The sequence below is a fragment of the Bradyrhizobium sp. CCBAU 51745 genome, assembly GCF_028128715.1.
GTDB lineage: Bacteria > Pseudomonadota > Alphaproteobacteria > Rhizobiales > Xanthobacteraceae > Bradyrhizobium > Bradyrhizobium manausense.
Map to the genome: position 1 here is coordinate 401,242 of NZ_LBJP01000093.1, position 18,328 is coordinate 419,569.

The following is an 18,328-nucleotide window of genomic DNA, read 5'->3' on the forward strand; positions in this document are numbered from 1 at the left end:
GGCCTCGGAGAAGCCTTGCCACTCGCCGGTCAAAGCCGGGCGCGAATGGAATTCAGAACCCCGGTCGTCGCGTCAACAACCTGGAGGGCCTGCTGGGATTTTGCCAACGCTACAGCCGACCTGGTGCATTGATCGGGAAGTTGCGCGATCTTTTTGCGCTGGCTGGAAAGAATATTGGTCGACTGCTCGATGGCAAACTTCACCACATCCCGAGTGGGGTCATTTTCGCCGACGCTCGTCAACTCCTTCTCGATCGTAATCAGATATTCGTAACTGGAAAGCTCTTGGGAAATCTCGACAAGATTTTGCACGGTGGCTTTGACGCAATCTGCGTCCACGGCAGGAATATCGGTTCGTTTGGAGGTTTGGACGAGGTCCGCCATCAAGCCGGCGAACATTGGCCTGAGATCTTCGACGCGCTTCAAGTCGGCAGGACTCAAGACACCCGCCACGCACATTTTCGTTGCGACCAGCAACCCCAAGCATTGCCCCGCCAGTCGACTGGCAACCAGACCAACTGCCCCGGCGCGTTTCACACTGTGCGCTTGCCATCTCATTAAGACGCTCGAATTCTCTGCGTCAAAATCCCATCGCCCTCAAAGGCAGACAATAGCGCTGCACAATGGAACCCTCAATGGCATTCTTTCTCCAAGCTGCATGAGGGCGAGGAGAATTGGAACCGTTGTAGGGAAATCGGCTCCTATGTATCATCGGCAGTTGCGCCGGTCTTTTCAGGCCCATCTTGAAACTGAAAGTTATTGCGCCGAGATCGTTTGCGAGGGATTTGAACCGTGGCTGACGGTCCCGAACATATTTTCCGTGCGAGCGCGCTGCAACGCGCGGCATCTCCGGACGAACTCGACCATCTCGTCGCGATTACCAAGCCGGCCGACTGGATCCTTGCCGTCGTCGTAACGGTCGCACTGATTGCTGCCCTTGTCTGGGGGATCTACGGCCGCATTCCATCGCGCGTGTCAGGACAGGGAATCCTGGTCGGCAGCGGCCGCGTCGTCGACGCAGTCTCTGCTGCGGAGGGACGGCTCGCTTCGCTCAGCATTTCCGTCGGCGACCATGTCGAGCGCGGTCAGATCATCGCTCAGATCTCGCAGACCGACATCGAGCAAAAATACGCAAACGCTGTTGAGGCCTACAAGGAGCGCCAGCGTGAGCATGACGACATGGCGGCGAAGGTGAGGTCGGAGCTCGCAGTCAAGGCCGCCAATCTCGAGAAGCTCGAGGCAGCCTTCAACAAGGTCATCGAGGCAACCGGGCAGCGCGTTCAGTCCCTGGACATCGATGTGAAGAATCTCGAGCAGCTCATGGCCAAGGGCCTGACCACGCGAAAGACGCTGGAGGATCGTCGTCTCGAGTTGACCGAGGCGCAGCAGCGGCGAACGGATTCGCAGAACGAGATCCTCAAACTGCACGCGCAGCAATCCGATCTTGAAACTCAACGCGAGCACGAATTGCAACAAGCCGAATTCGCGGCCAACAATGCGCGCCGCGAGATGCAGGCACTCGCCGGGACGCTGGGGCGCAATTCGCAGGTTATCAGCCCGATCACGGGTCGCGTGCTGGAGATCAAGATATCGACCGGTTCGGTCCTCGCCGTCGGCACGCCGGTCGTTGCGATCGAAGATGAGGGCTCGAAGCTCGAGGCCGTCATCTATGTCCCCGCCGAGCAAGGCAAGAGCGTCAAGCCAGGCTCGCAGGTGCGCATTGCGCCCAGCACCGTCAAGCGGGAGGAGTTCGGCATGATGATCGGGACGGTCTCCAGCGTGTCGGAGTTTCCCGTGACTCCACAAGGAATGACCGCGGTGCTTCACAACGATCAACTGGTCAAGGTGTTCTCCCACGACGGCGCGCCCTATGCCGTCACCGTGTCCCTGGAACGGGACGACTCGACGACGAGCGGCTATCGGTGGGCTGTCGGCCAGGGACCTCCGGTTCACCTGACCAGCGGCACGCTGGCCCAGGCCGAGATCACCACCCGCAACCGGCGCCCGCTGGATCTCGTTGTTCCTCTTATCAGGAAGTTGACCGGGATCGATGGATAGTTTTGCCAAGCCTAGTACGGGAGTGAAGAAAACACCCACCGTCCTGCAGATGGAGGCGGCGGAATGCGGCGCGGCCTGCCTCGCCATGGTGCTGGCGCATTATGGCCGGTGGGTACCACTGGAGCAGTTGCGTGTCGAATGCGGCGTATCGCGAGATGGCAGCAAGGCCAGCAACGTCGTCAGGGCCGCGCGGCGCTTCGGCCTGTCCGCCAAGGGATTCCGTCAGGAAATAGCGACGCTGCCCACGACACCGACGCCCTGCATCATCCACTGGAACTTCAATCATTTCGTTGTTCTCGATGGGATCGATGGAAAGTTCGCCTACATCAACGACCCAGCCTTTGGGCGCAGGCGAATTGGCCTCGACGAGCTGGACAGGAGTTTTACCGGGGTCGTGCTCACTATGGAGCCGACGGCGGCGTTCGTCGCCCAAGGGAGCAAGCCTGGCGGACTGCGCCTATTGGTCCGCGAGCTGCGCGGCTCAAAGGCGGCAGTGGGCTTGCTCGTCCTGCTCAGCTTCGTGATGGTCCTTCCGGGCCTCGTCGCCGCGAGCTTCTCAAAAATCTTCATCGACGACGTGCTGATCCAGCATCTCGACGGGTGGCTGCGTCCGCTCCTGGTCGGCATGGCCGTCACCGCTCTGATCCGCACGATCCTGACGCTGCTCCAACAATCGCTGCTGCTGCGGTTGCAGACCAAGCTGTCGGTGGTCATGATCAGCCGATTTCTCTGGCGGGTGATGGCATTGCCGATGGAGTTCTTCACTCAACGCCACGCCGGCGATATCGCAACGCGTGTTGCGGCCAACGAACAGATTGCACGGCTGCTTGCGGGCGGCATTGCGGCCAACGTGCTCAACCTCACCTCGGTCGTGTTCTTTGCGTTCGCGATGGTGGTCTACGATCCGTGGCTTGCCGCGATCTGCGTCGCCCTGTCGATGCTCAACGTCCTGTCCTTGCGCCTGTCGCACCGGCGCCGGGAGGACCTCAGCCGCGGGCTCTCGCAAGAACGTGGAAAATCTTTGGGAGCGGTGGTCAGCATCGTCAGGACCATCGAGACGATCAAGGCAAGCGGTCTCGAGGACGAGGCATTCGGACAATGGGCCGGTGTCCATGCCAAGCTTCTCAATGCCGAGCGCGAGCTCGCCTCCTCGTCAATCCTGCTCGACATGATCCCGACTCTCATCTCGGGATTGAGCATGACGGCGATACTCATCCTCGGAGGCTTGCGGGTGATCGAGGGCTCGCTGACGCTTGGCAGCCTCGTCGCCTTCCAGTCGCTGATGGCAAGCTTCTCGGAGCCGGTCGCAACGCTGGTCAATCAGGCGAGCTCCTTTCAATTGATCCGGGGCGCCCTCGATCGCCTCGAGGATGTCTACAACTATCCGCTGGGCGATAAACCGAAGCGATGCGGATCTGAAGGACACCTTCCCGCCAAGCTTGCGGGGCGCATCGAACTCAAGAATGTGCAGTTCGGTTATTCACTGCTTGAGCCTCCCCTTATCTCCGAGCTTTCGATCGACATCCGTCCGGGATCACGCGTGGCGATTGTTGGCGCGTCCGGAAGCGGCAAATCGACGCTCGGACGCCTGATTTGCGGCCTCAACAAGCCGTGGGCCGGAGAGATCCTGATCGACGGGGCTCCGCTTGCGGACGTTCCACCCGAAATCCTCGCCAACTCCATCGCTTACGTGGATCAGGATATCTTCCTGTTCGAGGGCACCGTGCGCGACAATCTCACACTCTGGGATCGGACGACGCCGGACGCCGATCTCACCAGAGCGCTGAAAGACGGGCAGATCCAGGACGAGATCGCCATCAGGGCCGGCAATTACGACTCCTATGTGAGCGAGGGTGGAACGAATTTCAGCGGCGGGCAGCGACAGCGCATCGAGATCGCGCGCGCCCTCGTCGGCCGTCCCTCCGTTGTCGTTCTCGACGAGGCCACGGCTGCGCTCGACCCGGTCACCGAAAAGGCAATCGACGAAAATCTGCGCCGCACCGGCTGCACCTGCATCATCATCGCACATCGTCTCAGCACGATCAGGGATTGCGACGAGATCGTCGTGTTGAGGCAGGGCAAGATCGTGGAGCGCGGGAGGCATGAGAGCCTGCTGGCCCGGCAGGGCGAATATGCGAGGCTGGTGTCCCAGGAATGATCCCTTCGGCTGAAAACATTGTGTCCGGTGCGAGCCTCGTCAGGCCGGCGGAACGTCCGATCGAAGTGACGCTCGATGGTCGCAGGCCCATTTTGCTCGATCACCATGGCTACGTGTTCGAGGTCGTTGCCGGTCATCTCGATATCTTCGCGGTCGATGCCGACGAGGGCGAATACGGGAAGAGACACCATCTGTTTCGGATCGAAAGCGGCGACGTCGTCGCCGATCTCCCGGAGATCGCCGTATCGACAGGACGCAGCGCAAGCTTCATTGCGGTCGGGACCGAAGGCACGCGGGCGTCCGCACGGTCCAGATCCGATCTGACGCCAGTCCAGGTCACGCGCTGGATCGAACGGCTCGCGCGCTTCGTCGCGGGGCCGGCACCGCTGTGGCAAATGACCGAGCTGCCGGAAGGCAAGGCCGAACTTGCAGCGAACGAAGGCGGCCGCGGACCCATGCGTGGTCTGCTGTGGCTGACCGTGGAGCGCGGCGACCTCAGGCTGATGGGCGTTTCCGCTCCATACGCGGCCGGAAGCCAGCCTCTGCCGCTCACGTCAGGCTTGTGGATCGAGGCGGGCGCGGAAGGCTGCGGCGTAGTCGCCGACGGCGCAGCGCCGGCCGCGATCTGGCCGGCGGTCGATCAGTTTCACCGGAGCTTCGCTGCCTGCGTCGAACGCATCCTGGTTCACGAGAGGCAGAGCGAGAGCGAGCGGCTGAAGAGCCGGAGTGCGCTTGCGGCATCGCAGTCCATGGAAGCCTTCGATCGCCTCTCCGGCATTATCGTGCGGCGCTTCGATCATGACGCGGTCGATGCATCCTATTCCGATCGGCTGGCGGGCGCCTGCCAGCTCGTCGGAAGCGCGATGCGCATGCCGGTCGCGATTGCCGGTCGGGTCGATGGTAGCCGGCAGGAATTCACTGGGCTGACGCAGATCGCGCGGGATTCTCGGTTGCGGCTCCGGCAGGTGCTGCTCAGATCGGACTGGTGGAGAGCCGATGCAGGCCCGCTGGTCGGCTGGTTCGGCGAGAAGCGCGAGCCCGTCGCCCTGGTCTATGAGACACGGCGGGGCTACGTCATGATCGATCCACTGACGAAGGCGCGCCGGCTGGTCAATCGCACCGTGGCGGCACAGATCGCACCGGAAGCAGCGATGTTGTATCCGCCGCTGCCGTCAAGCTCGCTGAAGTTCAGGGAGCTTTTGCAATTTGCCTTGCGCTACGCACGTGGCAGCGGACTGCGCATCGCGCTAGTGGTCGTGGTGATCGGGCTTCTGTCTTTGGTGACGCCCTTCGTCACCAATCTACTGATCAGCTCGATCATCCCGAGATCGGAGCTCGACCAGCTCGTCTTCTGTGCCCTCGCGTTGGGCCTGACAGCCCTGGCGGTCGCCGGCGTCCAGGTCATGCAGGGCCTTGTCATGCTCCGCATGGAAGCCCTCATCGACTGGCGATTGCAGTCGGCGATGATCGATCGCATGCTCAGGCTGCCAACTGCCGTCTTCCGGAAATTCACGACGGGCGAGCTGGTCGACCGCGCGATGGGCATCGACGCCGCACGCCGTGCCCTGACGGGCCATGCGCTCCGCGGCATGATCGCCGGCCTTTTCTGCATCTTCAGCCTCGGCTTGATGATCTACTATAGTCCGAAGCTGGCGCTGCTCGCGATTGGGCTGACATTCGTCAGGGCGGTCGCCATCATCTCGACCAACCTGTTGCGGTTTTATTTTGAGAACAAGCACTTCAACCAGCAGGGCAAGGTCAGCGGTTTCGTCCTCCAATTGCTGACGGGCGTCGGCAAATTGCGGGTGTCGGGGGCAACCGGGCGTGCGCTCGGGATCTGGTCGAGGCAGTTCGCGACACAAAAGCAGTACTTCGTGTCGTCGCAGCTCGCCAGCAACGGCCTTGGCGCGTTCGAGACGGCTTTTCCGACGATCGCGACGCTGATCATCTTTGCCTATGCATCCTATTCGAACAGCAACCTGCTGACGGATCTCGGCAGATTCTTCGCCTTCTTTTCCGCCTTCGGGCAATCCATGGGTGCCGTCGGCTCATGGGCGGGCGGCGTCAGTGAAGCGCTGATCGCGATACCGCCACTGCTCCGGTTGCGCCCCCTCATCGCCAGCCCGACGGAGATCTCGGACGACCAAAAAGCGCCGGGAGAGCTGTCTGGATCGATCGAGCTTGCGCGCGTTTCGTTCCGGTATCTGTCAGGCGGCCCTCTGGTGCTCGACAATGTCTCATTGAAGATCACGCCGGGCGAATATGTTGCGATCGTCGGGCCGTCCGGAAGCGGCAAGTCGTCCTTGTTTCGGCTGCTGCTCGGCTTCGAGTGGCCGGAATCGGGTGCGGTGTTCTACGACGGAAAATCAATCGAGACGCTGGATGTGAGCGCTTTGCGGCGCCAGCTCGGCGTTGTCTTGCAGAGCGCGCGGCTCGCGAATGGGAACATCTACGAAAATATTTGTGGTGGACTTCGGCTTCCGCTCGACCAGGTGTGGGACGCCGCCCGACTTGCGGGAATTGAGGAAGACATCAAGGCCATGCCAATGGGCATGCTGACCCAGATAGCCGAAGGGGTCAGCACCCTCTCTGGAGGACAACGCCAGCGCATCATGATCGCACGCGCCATCGCGCGACGTCCGCGCGTCCTGCTGTTCGACGAGGCGACGAGCTCGCTCGACAACCGATCCCAAGCCATCGTCAGTGATGCGTTGGAGAATTTGAACGTCACCCGAATCGTCATCGCTCACAGGCTGAGCACCGTCAAGAATGCGGATCGGATCATCGTGCTGGTTGACGGCAAGATCGTCGAGGCCGGGACGTTCGAGGAATTGACCGCCGCGGCTGGCGCTTTTGCAGCGTTTGCGCAGCGGCAGATGCTTTGATCCGTCGCAGACCCGCTCTCCACTCACCCAAGAAGCGAGTCGAACCAGGGCGTAGGCCTCAGAGCCTGACTCACAGCGCGTCCTTCCGAGCCTTTACAGGACAGCATCCGCCGGAACTGCGTGAGGAACCGTGCCGTCATTGGCGCAGGAAAAGCCGGTCTCTGGCCTCTGTGACCCGTCTCACGGTCTAAGCGCACGGGCCGCGATACTCCTGTGGTCACGAGATGAGAGGGAATGGACCCTCCACAACAGCGGGAGACACAAATGACCGAGCGTAGCAATCGAGACCGTAAAGAGTTGGACGAGCGCGAACTGAGCTCCGTGTGCGGCGGCTTCATCAATGACGGTGGCTGCATCGGGCCCTGGATCGTGGATGGGAAGATCACGACCCACCAGCCCATGGGTCCGAACCCCTGGTTGCCTGGCGGCATCTTCCATCGCTGAGACCTGCGCCTTCGAACAATTCATCACATCCATCATTTGAAAAGGAGCGACTAACATGCTGAATCTGGAACGTGCGAAATCGGAAATCATCGAACTGAATGATGCAGAACTCGAGGCGGTTGTCGGCGGCAACTGGCTCGGAGACGCCTTCCGTGCCATTGGCAGCGCCATCAAGGATGCCGCCGAGTGGGTCGGCGGGTTTATCCTTGGCGCCTTGCAGGGCCCGGGCAACCTGCGCGGCCCGTTTGGCCCGGGCTCAGGACCGGGGCAGCCGCCCTTCTGAATTCTCCAGCCCAGAGCTGCTCGCGAGTGGAGGCCGCCTCAATTGGCGGCCTCTTTCACTTCGACAAAAACATTTCCGGCACATGACATGCACCGAGGCCTGCAACCAGGCTCGATTTAGGCCCCGCGGCGTAACGTTATTCAGATTGTCGCCTCTCAAACATGTCCCAACGGGAGCGGGATCACTGCGGATGGGTCTTGTTGGTTAGTCTGCCGAAGTGAAGCCACGCAAAGAATTCAAAGCGACTCTCGCACCTCGGCGGCGCTTAAGGCGATCCCAGATCAGGGTTATCCCAAAATAGGGTCGCATGAACTCCGCTCGACTTCCGGCGCGAGCAGAGCGAAGTGGGCCATTCATTGGCAAATAGGATGAGCTCCGGGCAGGGGATGAAGCTGGGGCCGATTAGGGGCGCCCTCTTGGGAAAGGCATCGGGAAAAATCGACAACTCCGCAAAGCGTTCCCGGTCTTCCGTGTCTTCCGCCGGCGTCTGCCATTGCTCGGGCTGAAGTTTCCAAATTGGATTTGTAATTGACCTGGAATGCTTGCTAGCATCCCGCTTGGCAACCCTCCCTTAAATGAGGGGTGGCTAACGGGGCTAGAAGCTATGCCCATCAATCGTCTATTGGGGAATGCCAGCTCGGCAGACGCTGAACGACTCCGTCAGGCGTTCGCTGTCACGTTGAAATCACTAGATTTGGTCAATCGCAACGATCCGGTCAGCGAGATAGTCGCGCGGAAGGTAATCGAGATCGACGCCGCGGGCACTCATGACCCGGACGAGATCGCGAAGAGGGCCGTGAAAGAATTTGGCCCAATTGATTGAGGCCGCCCTGCAAGGGGGCCTGTCCCTTCAGAAAGATTACCTGTCGCTAGTCGCGGTGCTGATGGTGTTCGTGGTGCTCGTGCCGGACGCCTCCGACTCCGGAGTGCGCAATTGCGTTTGACATGAGGGAGGTCGACAGCAGCATGGTCATGGCAGGCGGTGTGGCCGCTGCGAATTTTCCGCAAGTCTTCAAAAACTCACGCCGATCTTCGTCTTCCGAGGTCATGGGAACCACCCTATGATTGCTAGGCGACAGATATTAAATACCTCAGCTGCATAAATTAAAACAATTTAATTGGTTCCAATCGCGAAATATATCGCGTCTCGTCCTGCCGTATACCCTACAGATGCTTTGCCATGTCGAGGGTCGACACGATCCCTATTCCCGCCTCACAGGTTTCCTCGGCAATCGTACTCCGAGGGCAGCGACATTTAGCGCAGCGTCGATTGTCATAAGCTGCGTTTCTTTTTTGCCGCGCCTTGGTGTCGATGCTCTAGTGATTAGCCACAAGCTGCTAGCACAGCCGGCACATTCGTAGAGCTTTAGCTCGCATCCTTCAGCCACCGGAAAAAGCGCTATCAGCGTTCTGGCTTGGCAGCAAACGATGCATCCAGCTTCGCCGTGCACTTTGGCCCCCATTGAGACAATTCCGGCTGGATGAAGAAGCCTGAGTCTGGAATCGGAAGCAATGGTGTGCGGCTAGTAGTTCAGCGGCGTGCTCACCGTGCAACATCGAGAGGTTCCAAAATGGAACCGACCTGTGAGCCCGGTTAAACGCGAAATTTTTTGAAAGCGTCGTCCTAACGGGCAACCCATTCTTCGTCTTCCGCGGTATGTTCGAAGTATTTAGATCGCGACGGATATTTTTCATGGGCAGGATCGGATTTGCCATCATCATCGCCGCATTCCTTGCGTACGAGGCAGATACGCGTTGGAACGAGCGCCATTACACCGACAGCACCTTGTCGGTGCTTCGCCATCTACAGCGTACGATCGGATTGTAGACCTCTCGCCTCAGCTGCACGACCCAATGGTGATTTGCAAACACGGAGGCACAGCATGACTGCCGTCCTCGTTTTCAAAGTCGCTATCGTTGGATTAAGCGTTTTTTCGGCTGCTCTCGCTTATTCGGTCATTCAGAGGAGCTTCTAAGAAAACGGCCGCCTCAGTTGCCGACCTGTCTCGTTCTGCTCGACGCAATCTTGCAATGACGGAAAGCACGCTGGTCGCGTCCGCCTCCGGCGGCTTCCTATTCAGAATTGCGCTTCGTTGCGCGTCATCACCTTTGGCTTCATCTGCGATAGCACTGTGAACCACGTCACAGCATCGGCGCACAGATTGTCGTGGCGGCTGCGCCGGGTCAGCAGCGCGCTGTCGGACCCCGGCAATCAGGATCGCTGCTGGTAAAGGCGCCGTCTGGAAGGGGTTCGCGCCGAGCGTGCGCCGCGTCTTTTCGCTCTGCGAGAATGAAGCTCATCTTGAGGCGTTTAAAGGGAGGCCGCCGCGTCGAATATAATGGCCCGGCGGCCTCGCCAGTGGGACCGGACTAAGGGCAATGTCCGGTAATCGAAAGGCTACCGCCATCTAACTTCGGTGCAAATCGAAGACGCGGATTAAGCTTGATGTCGCCGCGAGAGGTTAAATCTGGAACAAGCGAACGAAAAGAAAAGGCCGCCCGGAGGCGGCTAATTGTGGCTTCTTTCTTCTTATTTCTTGAGGGCGTCAGCGGCGTCCCGCGCGGCGTCCTTCACATCTCCAGCGGCATTGTGGGCAGATCCCTTAGCCTTATCGATCTTACCTTCGGCCTCCATGTCCTTGTCGCCAGTGAGCTTACCGGCACCTTCCTTGATTGCGCCTTTTGCTTTGTCGGCAACGCCCTTTACATGTTCTCGGTCCATAATCGTCTCCTCTCGTGTACCTTAAGACGCAACAACAAATGCGTTGGCAGCCTGTTCCCAGGGGAACGGGCAATCTTGCTCACGAAAGCTTCTGATCTAACCCGTTCGGATATTGACAGCGCTGACACATCCGCTCAACAGGCTTGAGCGGAAGCGCGCGGTGTCAGGTCAAAACCGACGCGATTGACGCAGAGCCGACTGGAGGCGGATGGCCGGTCGAGGCTGGACTTCCGGTATCAGCTGGAATGACTCAGGCGGTTTCAGTCGCCCTTCGCAGGCGACGGGAGGTTGGCATGAAGCGTATCGGCCGGCTCGGCCTCGTGATATCGAGCGCAATGTTGTACCTGGTACCGTCGTCCTCGCCTTTGGCTCAGGACGTTCTCTCGAAAGGCGCAGAGCAACAGGTGTTCAACAACGCTTGTCGAACTTGCCATTCGATCCAAAAGGACGACAATCGTCTTGGTCCTAACTTGCACCAGATTATTGGAAGGAAAGCGGGATCGCTGCCGGAGTACAATTACTCGGCAGCGATGAGGAACAGTGATTTCATCTGGGATGAAGCAAAACTCGCGCGCTTCATAGCCAATCCAGATGAGGTCGTTCCCGGGAACAAAATGGTTCCCTACGGAGGTCTTTCGTCCGTTGAGGATCGAAAGAAGATCGTGCTTTTTCTGCGGTCGATGCGATCCCAATAGGGCTGTCACTCACGTGCAAGCGCAAAAAAAAGCCCGCCGAAAGCGGGCGCAAGATGCCACGTCATCCGCGGGATCACTCAGAGCCACACGGTGCCTCACCAACGCTTCTGCTCCGTCTCGCCACGCCAACGGTGAGCAGACTGGCATCTGCTGAAGCCTCGACAATTTTTCTTGTTTTTGGGGGCCTCGTCAGAATCTCGATCTGACTGGGAGAAGCCGGCATCCCGGCTAACATGAGCGTCGGTGTAGCCGCACTCTCCTCCACCTGGGCCGAGCCCAGCACCGCTACTTGATGCCCGGAGATCGGGAAACCTGTAACTTCAAAAGTTGGGCGCTGTAGTGCGCATCCGTTGGCGTGATTGACGGCCACGCTTCCAGTGATCGAAATGGCGGTCACCATCAGAAACATTCTCTTCATGGGATTTCCCCTCTCTCGGATTAGAAGATATTCCCACCACAAATTCCACATTCATCCTAATCTTGGTCTACTTGAAACCATGTGAACTGCTTAACTGTTGGTCCGAGGCATTCCGCAAAGGTTCAATTGCGTTGAGAAAGGTCAGCGTCGTTGCACTTTCACAGAAGGCCCGTAGCCGCGCCGAACTGACTTCAGGTTGAACTGGCGGAAAACCATTGCTACGTTTCGAGGCTCCATCGTTTCTTCTAGTTGTGATGGGGCAGGCGATCAGGCCTACTGACTGTCAACCCGTTCAGTTGGAATAGGGAATATTTGGGCCAGAGCGCCCCGTCTCCGGGAGATGTCGTTGATGCATTTCCCTCCGTTCCCATTGCCCCGGAGGCGAGTTTATTACTCGGCGTGATCGCGTTCAAACAATTGAATTTTGAGCAGGGGGGCTCTTATGAGAGCCCGGTTGCAGAATACCCACACCGTAAGATCGATGATGGTGGCATTGCTGCTGATGTCCACCCCCGTGGCGGCTCGCGATCCAGAGGGCAAATACGCGCAGGTCGATCCGGAAATGCACAAATGGTTCGAGCAATTGAAATCCGAAGGAGGGGAGGCCTGCTGCGCTCTTTCCGACGGAAATACTTTGCGGGACACAGATTGGCGAAGCCAGAACGGGCATTTCCAAGTCTTTCTTGCGAACGAGTGGATTGACGTTCCGGACGTTGCGGTCGTGAAGGGACCCAACCGCTTCGGGAGAACGGTTGTCTGGCCCTACTATGAGGACGGCCATCCCACTATTCGCTGTTTCATGCCAGGCAGTATGATTTAGAGGCGCGTGGTAGTCCGGAAATGGCCCTTCAGCGACTTGCGAAACGTCCGCTTTCTCGCAGCTGTTAGGACTCGAGCGGCCATCGGACATCCAGCGGCCAGCCGCTCAATGAGTACGCAGCCTCGATCGGAGTTAGCCCCGGCCGGCATTTCTCGCCGGCTTCGGCGCCGCCTCGACGCAGCAACGGTGATCCTCCAGACGCCCGGCTATTTCCTCGATGAGGGGGGCAACTAAATCGGACACGGCCCCGCAGCCGTGTTAAAGGCGGGGATGACAAAGCTCATTACCATCGTTGCGCTTCTCACCATGGCTCCGGCTTTGGCGCAGACGGGCGTGCCCTCCACCAAGCCGCCTCTGACCGATCGAGAGCAAGTCAAAGCCGATCGCGCAAAAGCCGCAGAGGACGACAAAGCCGCAACGACGGCCCGCCCCTGGGATCGTGATGCGGACGGCAGACGCCCCTGGGAGCGAAGCCGGTAAAGCCCTGACTGCAAAAGCGTCCCTATGACGAGCTCGATCGGCTGACTGCAGTTTGGGACGATAAGGGGTGAGGCTGGGTAGCAATCCCAACTGGCCGGCCCTCGATCGATCCCGAGTTGATGATCCGGATGCTTCTGATCGGCTATGCTTCGGGATCAGATCGGAGCGGCGTCCGTGCGATCTTAGTTTTGGCCTACCGATGGTTTTGCTGGCTCAGCCCGGGCGGCGCGGTGCCGGATCACTCGACGTTCTCCAAGAACAGGCATGATCGCTTCCGGGAGAGTGATCTCTCCGTCTCGGGTTTGTCTTGCCCCGCTGCATCGAGGAGCGGCTGGTCGGCGGTGAAGGATTTGCCGTCGATCCAAGCCTGATCAAGGCTGACCGCTAACCGAGTCGATTGGACTTTGCTGGCCGTATTTCCTGAAGAATGGGTTGGCTTCGCCTTAACGGAGCCATTCCAGCCGCTGATCTGACGAAGCCGCAACGCCCTGAGAGGAGCAGACACTCCCCTTGCAGCAACCTCTTCCGGTCTGCTCGTTGCCGATGGTAGCAAACGCGATGCCGCGAGGCATTGGCCGTCCTGCCTAGGCGAGCCACTTCACGCACGTCCAAGCCGTTGAGCTTGATAGCCTCTGTTCAGAATACTTTGCCACCATGGCTTGTTCTCGATGTACCAACATACAGTCTTTTGAATACCGCTTTCGAAAGACTCGCCGGCGCGCCAACCAAGTTCTCGCTCAAGCTTCGATGCGTCAATGGCGTAGCGACGATCGTGCCCGGGGCGATCGCTCACGAAGGAAATAAGCTGACGATGCGAGCCACTTTCACTCGGAGCAAGATCATCGAGTAGATCGCAAATTGTCCGGACGACATGCAGGTTAGTGCGCTCGTTGCGACCACCAATGTTGTACGTTTCGCCGACCTGGCCTTGTTCCAACACCAGCGTCAGCGCTTTGGCATGGTCCTCGACATAGAGCCAATCGCGGATATTTTGACCATCGCCATAAACGGGAAGAGGATCGCGGGCCAACCCCCTGATGATCATATGAGGGATCAGCTTTTCGGGAAAATGATAGGGCCCGTAATTGTTGGAGCAGTTGGTCACCAAGGTGGGCAGCTCATAGGTTTCCCGCCAGGCGCGCACCAGATGGTCCGACGATGCCTTGCTGGCTGAATAGGGCGAGTTCGGCGCGTAGGGGCTGGTTTCGGTGAACAAGCCGTCGGCGCCGAGCGAGCCGAACACCTCGTCGGTCGAGATGTGCAGGAAGCGAAAGCGCTCCCGCTTCTCGCCGGCGAGGCTGCGCCAGTGGCGCACCGCCTCCTGGAGCATGGTGAAGGTGCCGACGATGTTGGTCTGGATGAACTCGCCGGGGCCGTCGATCGAGCGGTCGACGTGGCTCTCGGCGGCGAGGTTCATCACCGCGTCGGGCTGGTACTTGTCGAACAGTTTTCGAAGACCCGCGCCGTCGCAGATGCACTGCTGCTCGAATGCGTAGTGCGGATTTCCTGTCGCGCCGGGCAGAGACTCGAGATTGGCAGCGTAGGTCAGCTTGTCGATGTTCACCACCCGCGCTTGGGTATCGCGCAAGAGGTGCCGCACCACGGCCGAGCCGATGAAGCCGGCGCCGCCAGTGACGAAGATCGTGGAGCCTTTGAACCGCATGCTCGGTCTCCGGTTATGGTTTAGCGCGCGAAGGAGCGCGCTGCCGATCCTGGAACGATCCGGCGATCGGGATCAAGTGGGGCGTCGAAAGCCCCTCGCTGTCGCCCAAGGATGCCGACGCGCCGCTGTTGTCGGAAGTCCAGAATCTTCCTGTGTATGGACAAGCTTGGCGCGAATCCTGACGGCTGCATTCCGCCCGGATCGGTGATCTCGTCATCCCCGAGATGCGATCTTGGTCATTACTTGAGATATGCACTCCCGCCCAACAGTGATGAACGAAATGCCGCAGAGACCTCCAGCCACTTTAACCAGCGCGTCCGTGAGCTGACCATGTCGATCAGGAGTGAGCAGCTGTAGGGCTTCCAGGATAATCGCGCTGCCGATCACGATCAGGGTGGCCAGCATCATGCGATTTGGGTAGGCCAGCACGAATACGAGCCCGAGCACGAAAAATGCGGCAAAGTGCTCGAAGTGAGCGGGCGCAATCGTCGGCCGATCGGAAATGGGGGCGAGCGTCACGAAAGCCACCAGAGCGAGAGCCAACCATCCCGCGGCGCGAAAGAACCTAACCATATCTTTCATTATCTAGAGTCGTGGTCGGGTGCAATGAGCAGAACGGTGCAAACATTTGGCCTTGTGTGCTGGCTGGGCGGGTGATGGCGCATGGTGGCAGCTACGGCGATCAGGCAAACCGCCCGCTAGTAAGCAATGTTAACGGCAGCCTCAGCGATACGTATCCGGCTTGCCGTTGGGACTGCCGTCCCCGCCGCCATTGCCCCAGCCGTTGTTGCCGTGCGCCAAGCCGCCGCCGGATTGCGCAAGGGCTGGGCTGGTTAGCGACGTCGACAGCAGCGCTGTGATAGCGGGCGGCGTAACAATCGCAAACTTGCCGCAGATCTTCAGAAATTCACGCCGGTCATCATCTTGTTGATCTATCATCGCGCCCTCCGCAACGAAATCAGCCGTATTCTATAGGCTATCTAATGATTAAACGAATTGGAATTCGATCGCGAAGTGCGACAGATGGCCGCCGCTAAGCCGACGCTCAGCGCAATTTCCCAAAGTTGAACACGGCGCACAGCGCGAGCGGGTGCTCCCTCCCAAGCACAGCTGAAGAGAACTCGATCAGTTCTTGAAAGTCAGGAAAACTATGCAATCTTGAGACAAGCGTAGGGACATTTGGCAGGGTTCAGCTCCGGCGCGGTGCATCAAGAGGTCGCTCGGCTGATCAGATATGCGCTCGGCCACACAATTAGCGATGCCGCGGGCGAAGGCCGCGACGGAGCCTAGCCGTACGGCAGTCACCTCATTCATAGGCTGAGACGACTCCTATCGGCTGGATTCGGCTGCTCTCGAAATCCGTGTGTTAGCGCCGGGGCAATCGGTCCTTCGTTTCTCCTCATCCTCTTCGTCTGCGCAATCGACCCCACCCTGTGCGCTTTGCATTCCCGAGCCGCCGGCTGTCGCGAACGGCCCTTTGGCGGTTGCGCCAGCACCGCCCCCCGCGCTACCGCCGGATCCGCCGCCACCACCAGCTGTCCCGGCATGAGATGACCCGGCAGGGCGACCGCCAGGTGCTCCCCCACCCCCTGATGACCCGCCGGCGGAGCTCCGCGGTCCTGCCGCAAAGGACCGATCGTTCTCGAAGAACGACCGGCCGCTATCGTTCTGCGTCGCTGCAGGCAGGCCGCCTGAATGTGCGATGGCTCGTGAAGTCACGGAAGTGGACAGAAGCAGCGTCATGGTAGGGGATGTCACGGCTGCAAATTTCCCGCAGGTTTTCAAGAACGCCCGCCGGTCATCATCTTCGTTGTCGACCCGCATCACGATCAGCCCTCTTTCATTTAAAATCTCGCTTATCGTATTATATATTAAATTGACATTCAATCGTCATTTTCTTGTCGTGCCGAAAGTGACCGAGCGCGCGCCACGGCAGGCTACCGGCAATTCCCTCGCCCTTCTCTTCACTTACTCAGCGTGCGTCTGTGCGATCCATGGCTTCGGGTTTGCATTCGATATTAAATATGGTTAATTTTATATTTAACGGGTCGAGCTGGGCCCGGCCGCAATGGATTATTGCGATGTCCCCGCAAGTGTCGGTCCATCCGCGACGTGGAGACCTGGAGGGCGAGCAGCCGGTCCCAACACCTAGCAGCTGCCCGCCGGCGGGTTACTTGAGACAGGAGATGAAAGAGCAGGGGTGGCGTCCCCACCTTAGCGCGGATAGACCCTCTGCCCCGTCTTGGCGAGATCAGCATTTAGATGGTCAGATGCAACTCCCGGCGCGCCAGTTTGTCCCTACCTCCTCACGGGCCAACATCGTTCGAATCTGCCTGCCGCGCATGCCGGTTATCGCCTCCACTTCAGCTCGCGCGTCACCGCCAGAACGTGATCCACAGCATCGCCGCGGGGTGCGCCGATTCTCCGATCTTGTGGCATCAAAGAGGCCGCCTGTGGGAAGGCGGCCTCTTGCAAGTCTAAGGCCGCCTAGTCGCGGTCCCGGTGATGATGGTGGTGCTCATTATCGCGGTGGTGGCCCCCTCCGCCTCCAGAATGCGCAATTGCCTTTGACGTGAGCGAGGTGGACAGCAGCATGGTCATGACTGGGGGCGTGACCGCAGCAAATTTTCCGCAGGTCTTCAAGAATTCCCGCCGGTCTTCTTCTTCCGAGGGCATGCTACATTCTCCCATGGTTGATATGAAAATACTAAACTCCTCACAAATTAAATACTTTAAACCATGTTACAGGTTCCAAACAAATTGGATGTCAGATGTAGCTTAGTCTCCAAGCCTGGCTCGTCGAGGATCGGGGCAGGGGCCCTATTCTCAGGGCGCGTCCGAGCCGAAGCTGTCTCAGCCACCCCAATTGGCGTCTGTCCCTTGACGTCATAGGCCGTTTGGACTGCGGTCTATGTTCTTGAAGGCGGAGCGAGGAAAATTCGGATGATCACAGCTCTCGACAAGGGTCCGCCAAGAACCGGTCATCGTGCAATGGTGTAGAGCGATGGATCAAGGAGGCCGTCGACGAGGCGGCTTCCCCGCGAGGACCAGGGCGCTTGCGCGGCTTTCCCTATAAGAATAGCCTGTAAAATCGCCGCACCGTCAAAATGCCGAATGGGGGAGGGCGCAGCCTCAGGAGCGCATGGCGTCGATCGCGTGGGCGATCAAGATCGCGACGCTAACGGTGATGAGGAAAGCTACCAGCAGCCAAGTGATCACGTTCGTCTCCAGCGATGGAGTTGAACGCGCTCATCCGCGCACAGTCAAAAACTCAAGCCGAAGTTTTTCAATTTCGGCCATTGGCTGAGGATTCAAAGCAACGGTTGTGGCCGCTGTCGGTCCTATAAGCGGAATGCCAGGAACAGAAGAACCCCAACAACGCATGCCGCCAGTAACAGCAAGTAAATACCCACGGCAACTCCCCGACTCATTTCAGATTAGGGATTTAAGTGAGAGCTTACGCCATCCCGGTGGCCAAGCTCAATTTTCCCCAGAAATAGCGCGGAACTGCCTCGGACCGTCGGCCCGGGACTAAAAACTTCAAACGGAGCCGACGGTCCGGTGGGCAGGGCGCGTCACGCGGAGTGCCTGCGCTCGCAACAGTACTTTACCTCTAAATGATCAAAATGAAAGAATTTTATTGCTGCATTAAATCGAATTAATCATGCTTAATTTCAGTTTCGAGCGGCTGAGTGCACGCGGG

16 protein-coding genes and 1 pseudogene are annotated in these 18,328 nt (G+C 59.0%); 10 read left to right on the plus strand and 7 right to left on the minus strand.

Features of this window, described 5'->3' with window-relative positions; translation table 11 throughout:
• Positions 1–29: 29 nt before the first annotated feature.
• Entirely contained in the window at positions 30–557 is a 528-nt protein-coding gene (locus XH98_RS38130; RefSeq protein WP_271621632.1) for a hypothetical protein, read from the minus strand.
• A 234-nt stretch (positions 558–791) separates the two neighbouring features.
• Between XH98_RS38130 and XH98_RS38135 the strand changes: the two genes are divergently transcribed.
• The 6 genes from XH98_RS38135 (at position 792) to XH98_RS38160 (ending at position 8,650) form a co-directional block, all read left to right on the plus strand.
• On the plus strand, positions 792–2,057 hold the full coding sequence (locus tag XH98_RS38135) for an NHLP bacteriocin system secretion protein (protein WP_271621633.1): 1,266 nt from the start codon (positions 792–794) through the stop codon (positions 2,055–2,057).
• A complete protein-coding gene (locus tag XH98_RS38140) occupies positions 2,050–4,215 on the plus strand; it encodes an NHLP family bacteriocin export ABC transporter peptidase/permease/ATPase subunit (RefSeq protein ID WP_271621634.1) in 2,166 nt (721 codons plus the stop codon). The genes XH98_RS38135 and XH98_RS38140 overlap by 8 nt, the downstream gene beginning before the upstream one ends.
• Before the next feature lie 20 nt (positions 4,216–4,235).
• Positions 4,236–7,100, plus strand: coding sequence for an NHLP bacteriocin export ABC transporter permease/ATPase subunit (locus XH98_RS38145; RefSeq protein ID WP_271621635.1), 2,865 nt, complete (start codon positions 4,236–4,238; stop codon positions 7,098–7,100).
• A gap of 264 nt (positions 7,101–7,364) precedes the next feature.
• Positions 7,365–7,544, plus strand: a complete 180-nt coding sequence (locus tag XH98_RS38150) for a hypothetical protein (protein ID WP_157083336.1) — start codon at positions 7,365–7,367, stop codon at positions 7,542–7,544.
• Between the two features lie 55 nt (positions 7,545–7,599).
• The gene (locus XH98_RS38155; protein ID WP_271621636.1) at positions 7,600–7,827 is read left to right on the plus strand and encodes a hypothetical protein; all 228 of its coding nucleotides are present in this window, start codon (positions 7,600–7,602) and stop codon (positions 7,825–7,827) included.
• Between the two features lie 604 nt (positions 7,828–8,431).
• Positions 8,432–8,650 (plus strand): hypothetical protein, encoded by a 219-nt coding sequence (locus XH98_RS38160; RefSeq protein ID WP_271621637.1) that lies wholly within the window; start codon positions 8,432–8,434, stop codon positions 8,648–8,650.
• A 1,707-nt stretch (positions 8,651–10,357) separates the two neighbouring features.
• Here the strand turns inward: XH98_RS38160 and XH98_RS38165 are convergent.
• Positions 10,358–10,549 carry a CsbD family protein gene (locus XH98_RS38165; protein WP_057741240.1) on the minus strand — a complete coding sequence of 64 codons (192 nt, stop codon included), beginning with the start codon at positions 10,547–10,549 and terminating at the stop codon, positions 10,358–10,360.
• 293 nt (positions 10,550–10,842) lie between these two features.
• Between XH98_RS38165 and XH98_RS38170 the strand changes: the two genes are divergently transcribed.
• Positions 10,843–11,244, plus strand: coding sequence for a c-type cytochrome (locus XH98_RS38170; RefSeq protein WP_271621638.1), 402 nt, complete (start codon positions 10,843–10,845; stop codon positions 11,242–11,244).
• Between the two features lie 73 nt (positions 11,245–11,317).
• On the opposite strand, the gene XH98_RS38175 is transcribed toward XH98_RS38170, so the two are convergent.
• Positions 11,318–11,662: a hypothetical protein gene (locus XH98_RS38175; protein ID WP_271621639.1), complete on the minus strand. Its 345-nt coding sequence runs from the start codon at positions 11,660–11,662 to the stop codon at positions 11,318–11,320.
• 454 nt (positions 11,663–12,116) lie between these two features.
• Here XH98_RS38175 and XH98_RS38180 point away from each other — a divergent pair, with 454 nt between their 5' ends.
• Both XH98_RS38180 and XH98_RS38185 read left to right on the plus strand, forming a co-directional pair.
• Complete coding sequence (locus tag XH98_RS38180; protein ID WP_228749895.1) at positions 12,117–12,482, plus strand: hypothetical protein; 366 nt, start codon at positions 12,117–12,119, stop codon at positions 12,480–12,482.
• Positions 12,483–13,051: 569 nt separating this feature from the next.
• Positions 13,052–13,344: pseudogene (locus XH98_RS38185) on the plus strand (transposase); the annotation flags it as partial.
• Between the two features lie 216 nt (positions 13,345–13,560).
• Here the strand turns inward: XH98_RS38185 and rfbB are convergent.
• The 3 genes from rfbB to XH98_RS38205 all read right to left on the minus strand — a co-directional run bounded on the left by rfbB (position 13,561) and on the right by XH98_RS38205 (position 15,564).
• On the minus strand, positions 13,561–14,625 hold the full coding sequence (rfbB, locus tag XH98_RS38190; RefSeq protein ID WP_271621640.1) for a dTDP-glucose 4,6-dehydratase: 1,065 nt from the start codon (positions 14,623–14,625) through the stop codon (positions 13,561–13,563).
• 213 nt (positions 14,626–14,838) lie between these two features.
• A complete protein-coding gene (locus XH98_RS38200; RefSeq protein WP_271621641.1) occupies positions 14,839–15,207 on the minus strand; it encodes a VanZ family protein in 369 nt (122 codons plus the stop codon).
• 141 nt (positions 15,208–15,348) lie between these two features.
• Positions 15,349–15,564 carry a hypothetical protein gene (locus tag XH98_RS38205; protein WP_271597560.1) on the minus strand — a complete coding sequence of 72 codons (216 nt, stop codon included), beginning with the start codon at positions 15,562–15,564 and terminating at the stop codon, positions 15,349–15,351.
• Positions 15,565–16,327: 763 nt separating this feature from the next.
• On the opposite strand from XH98_RS38205, the gene XH98_RS38215 reads away from it, so the two are divergent.
• Positions 16,328–16,657: a hypothetical protein gene (locus XH98_RS38215; RefSeq protein WP_271621961.1), complete on the plus strand. Its 330-nt coding sequence runs from the start codon at positions 16,328–16,330 to the stop codon at positions 16,655–16,657.
• Positions 16,658–17,112: 455 nt separating this feature from the next.
• On the opposite strand, the gene XH98_RS40975 is transcribed toward XH98_RS38215, so the two are convergent.
• Positions 17,113–17,316, minus strand: a complete 204-nt coding sequence (locus XH98_RS40975) for a hypothetical protein (protein ID WP_083513872.1) — start codon at positions 17,314–17,316, stop codon at positions 17,113–17,115.
• Positions 17,317–18,328: the final 1,012 nt, after the last annotated feature.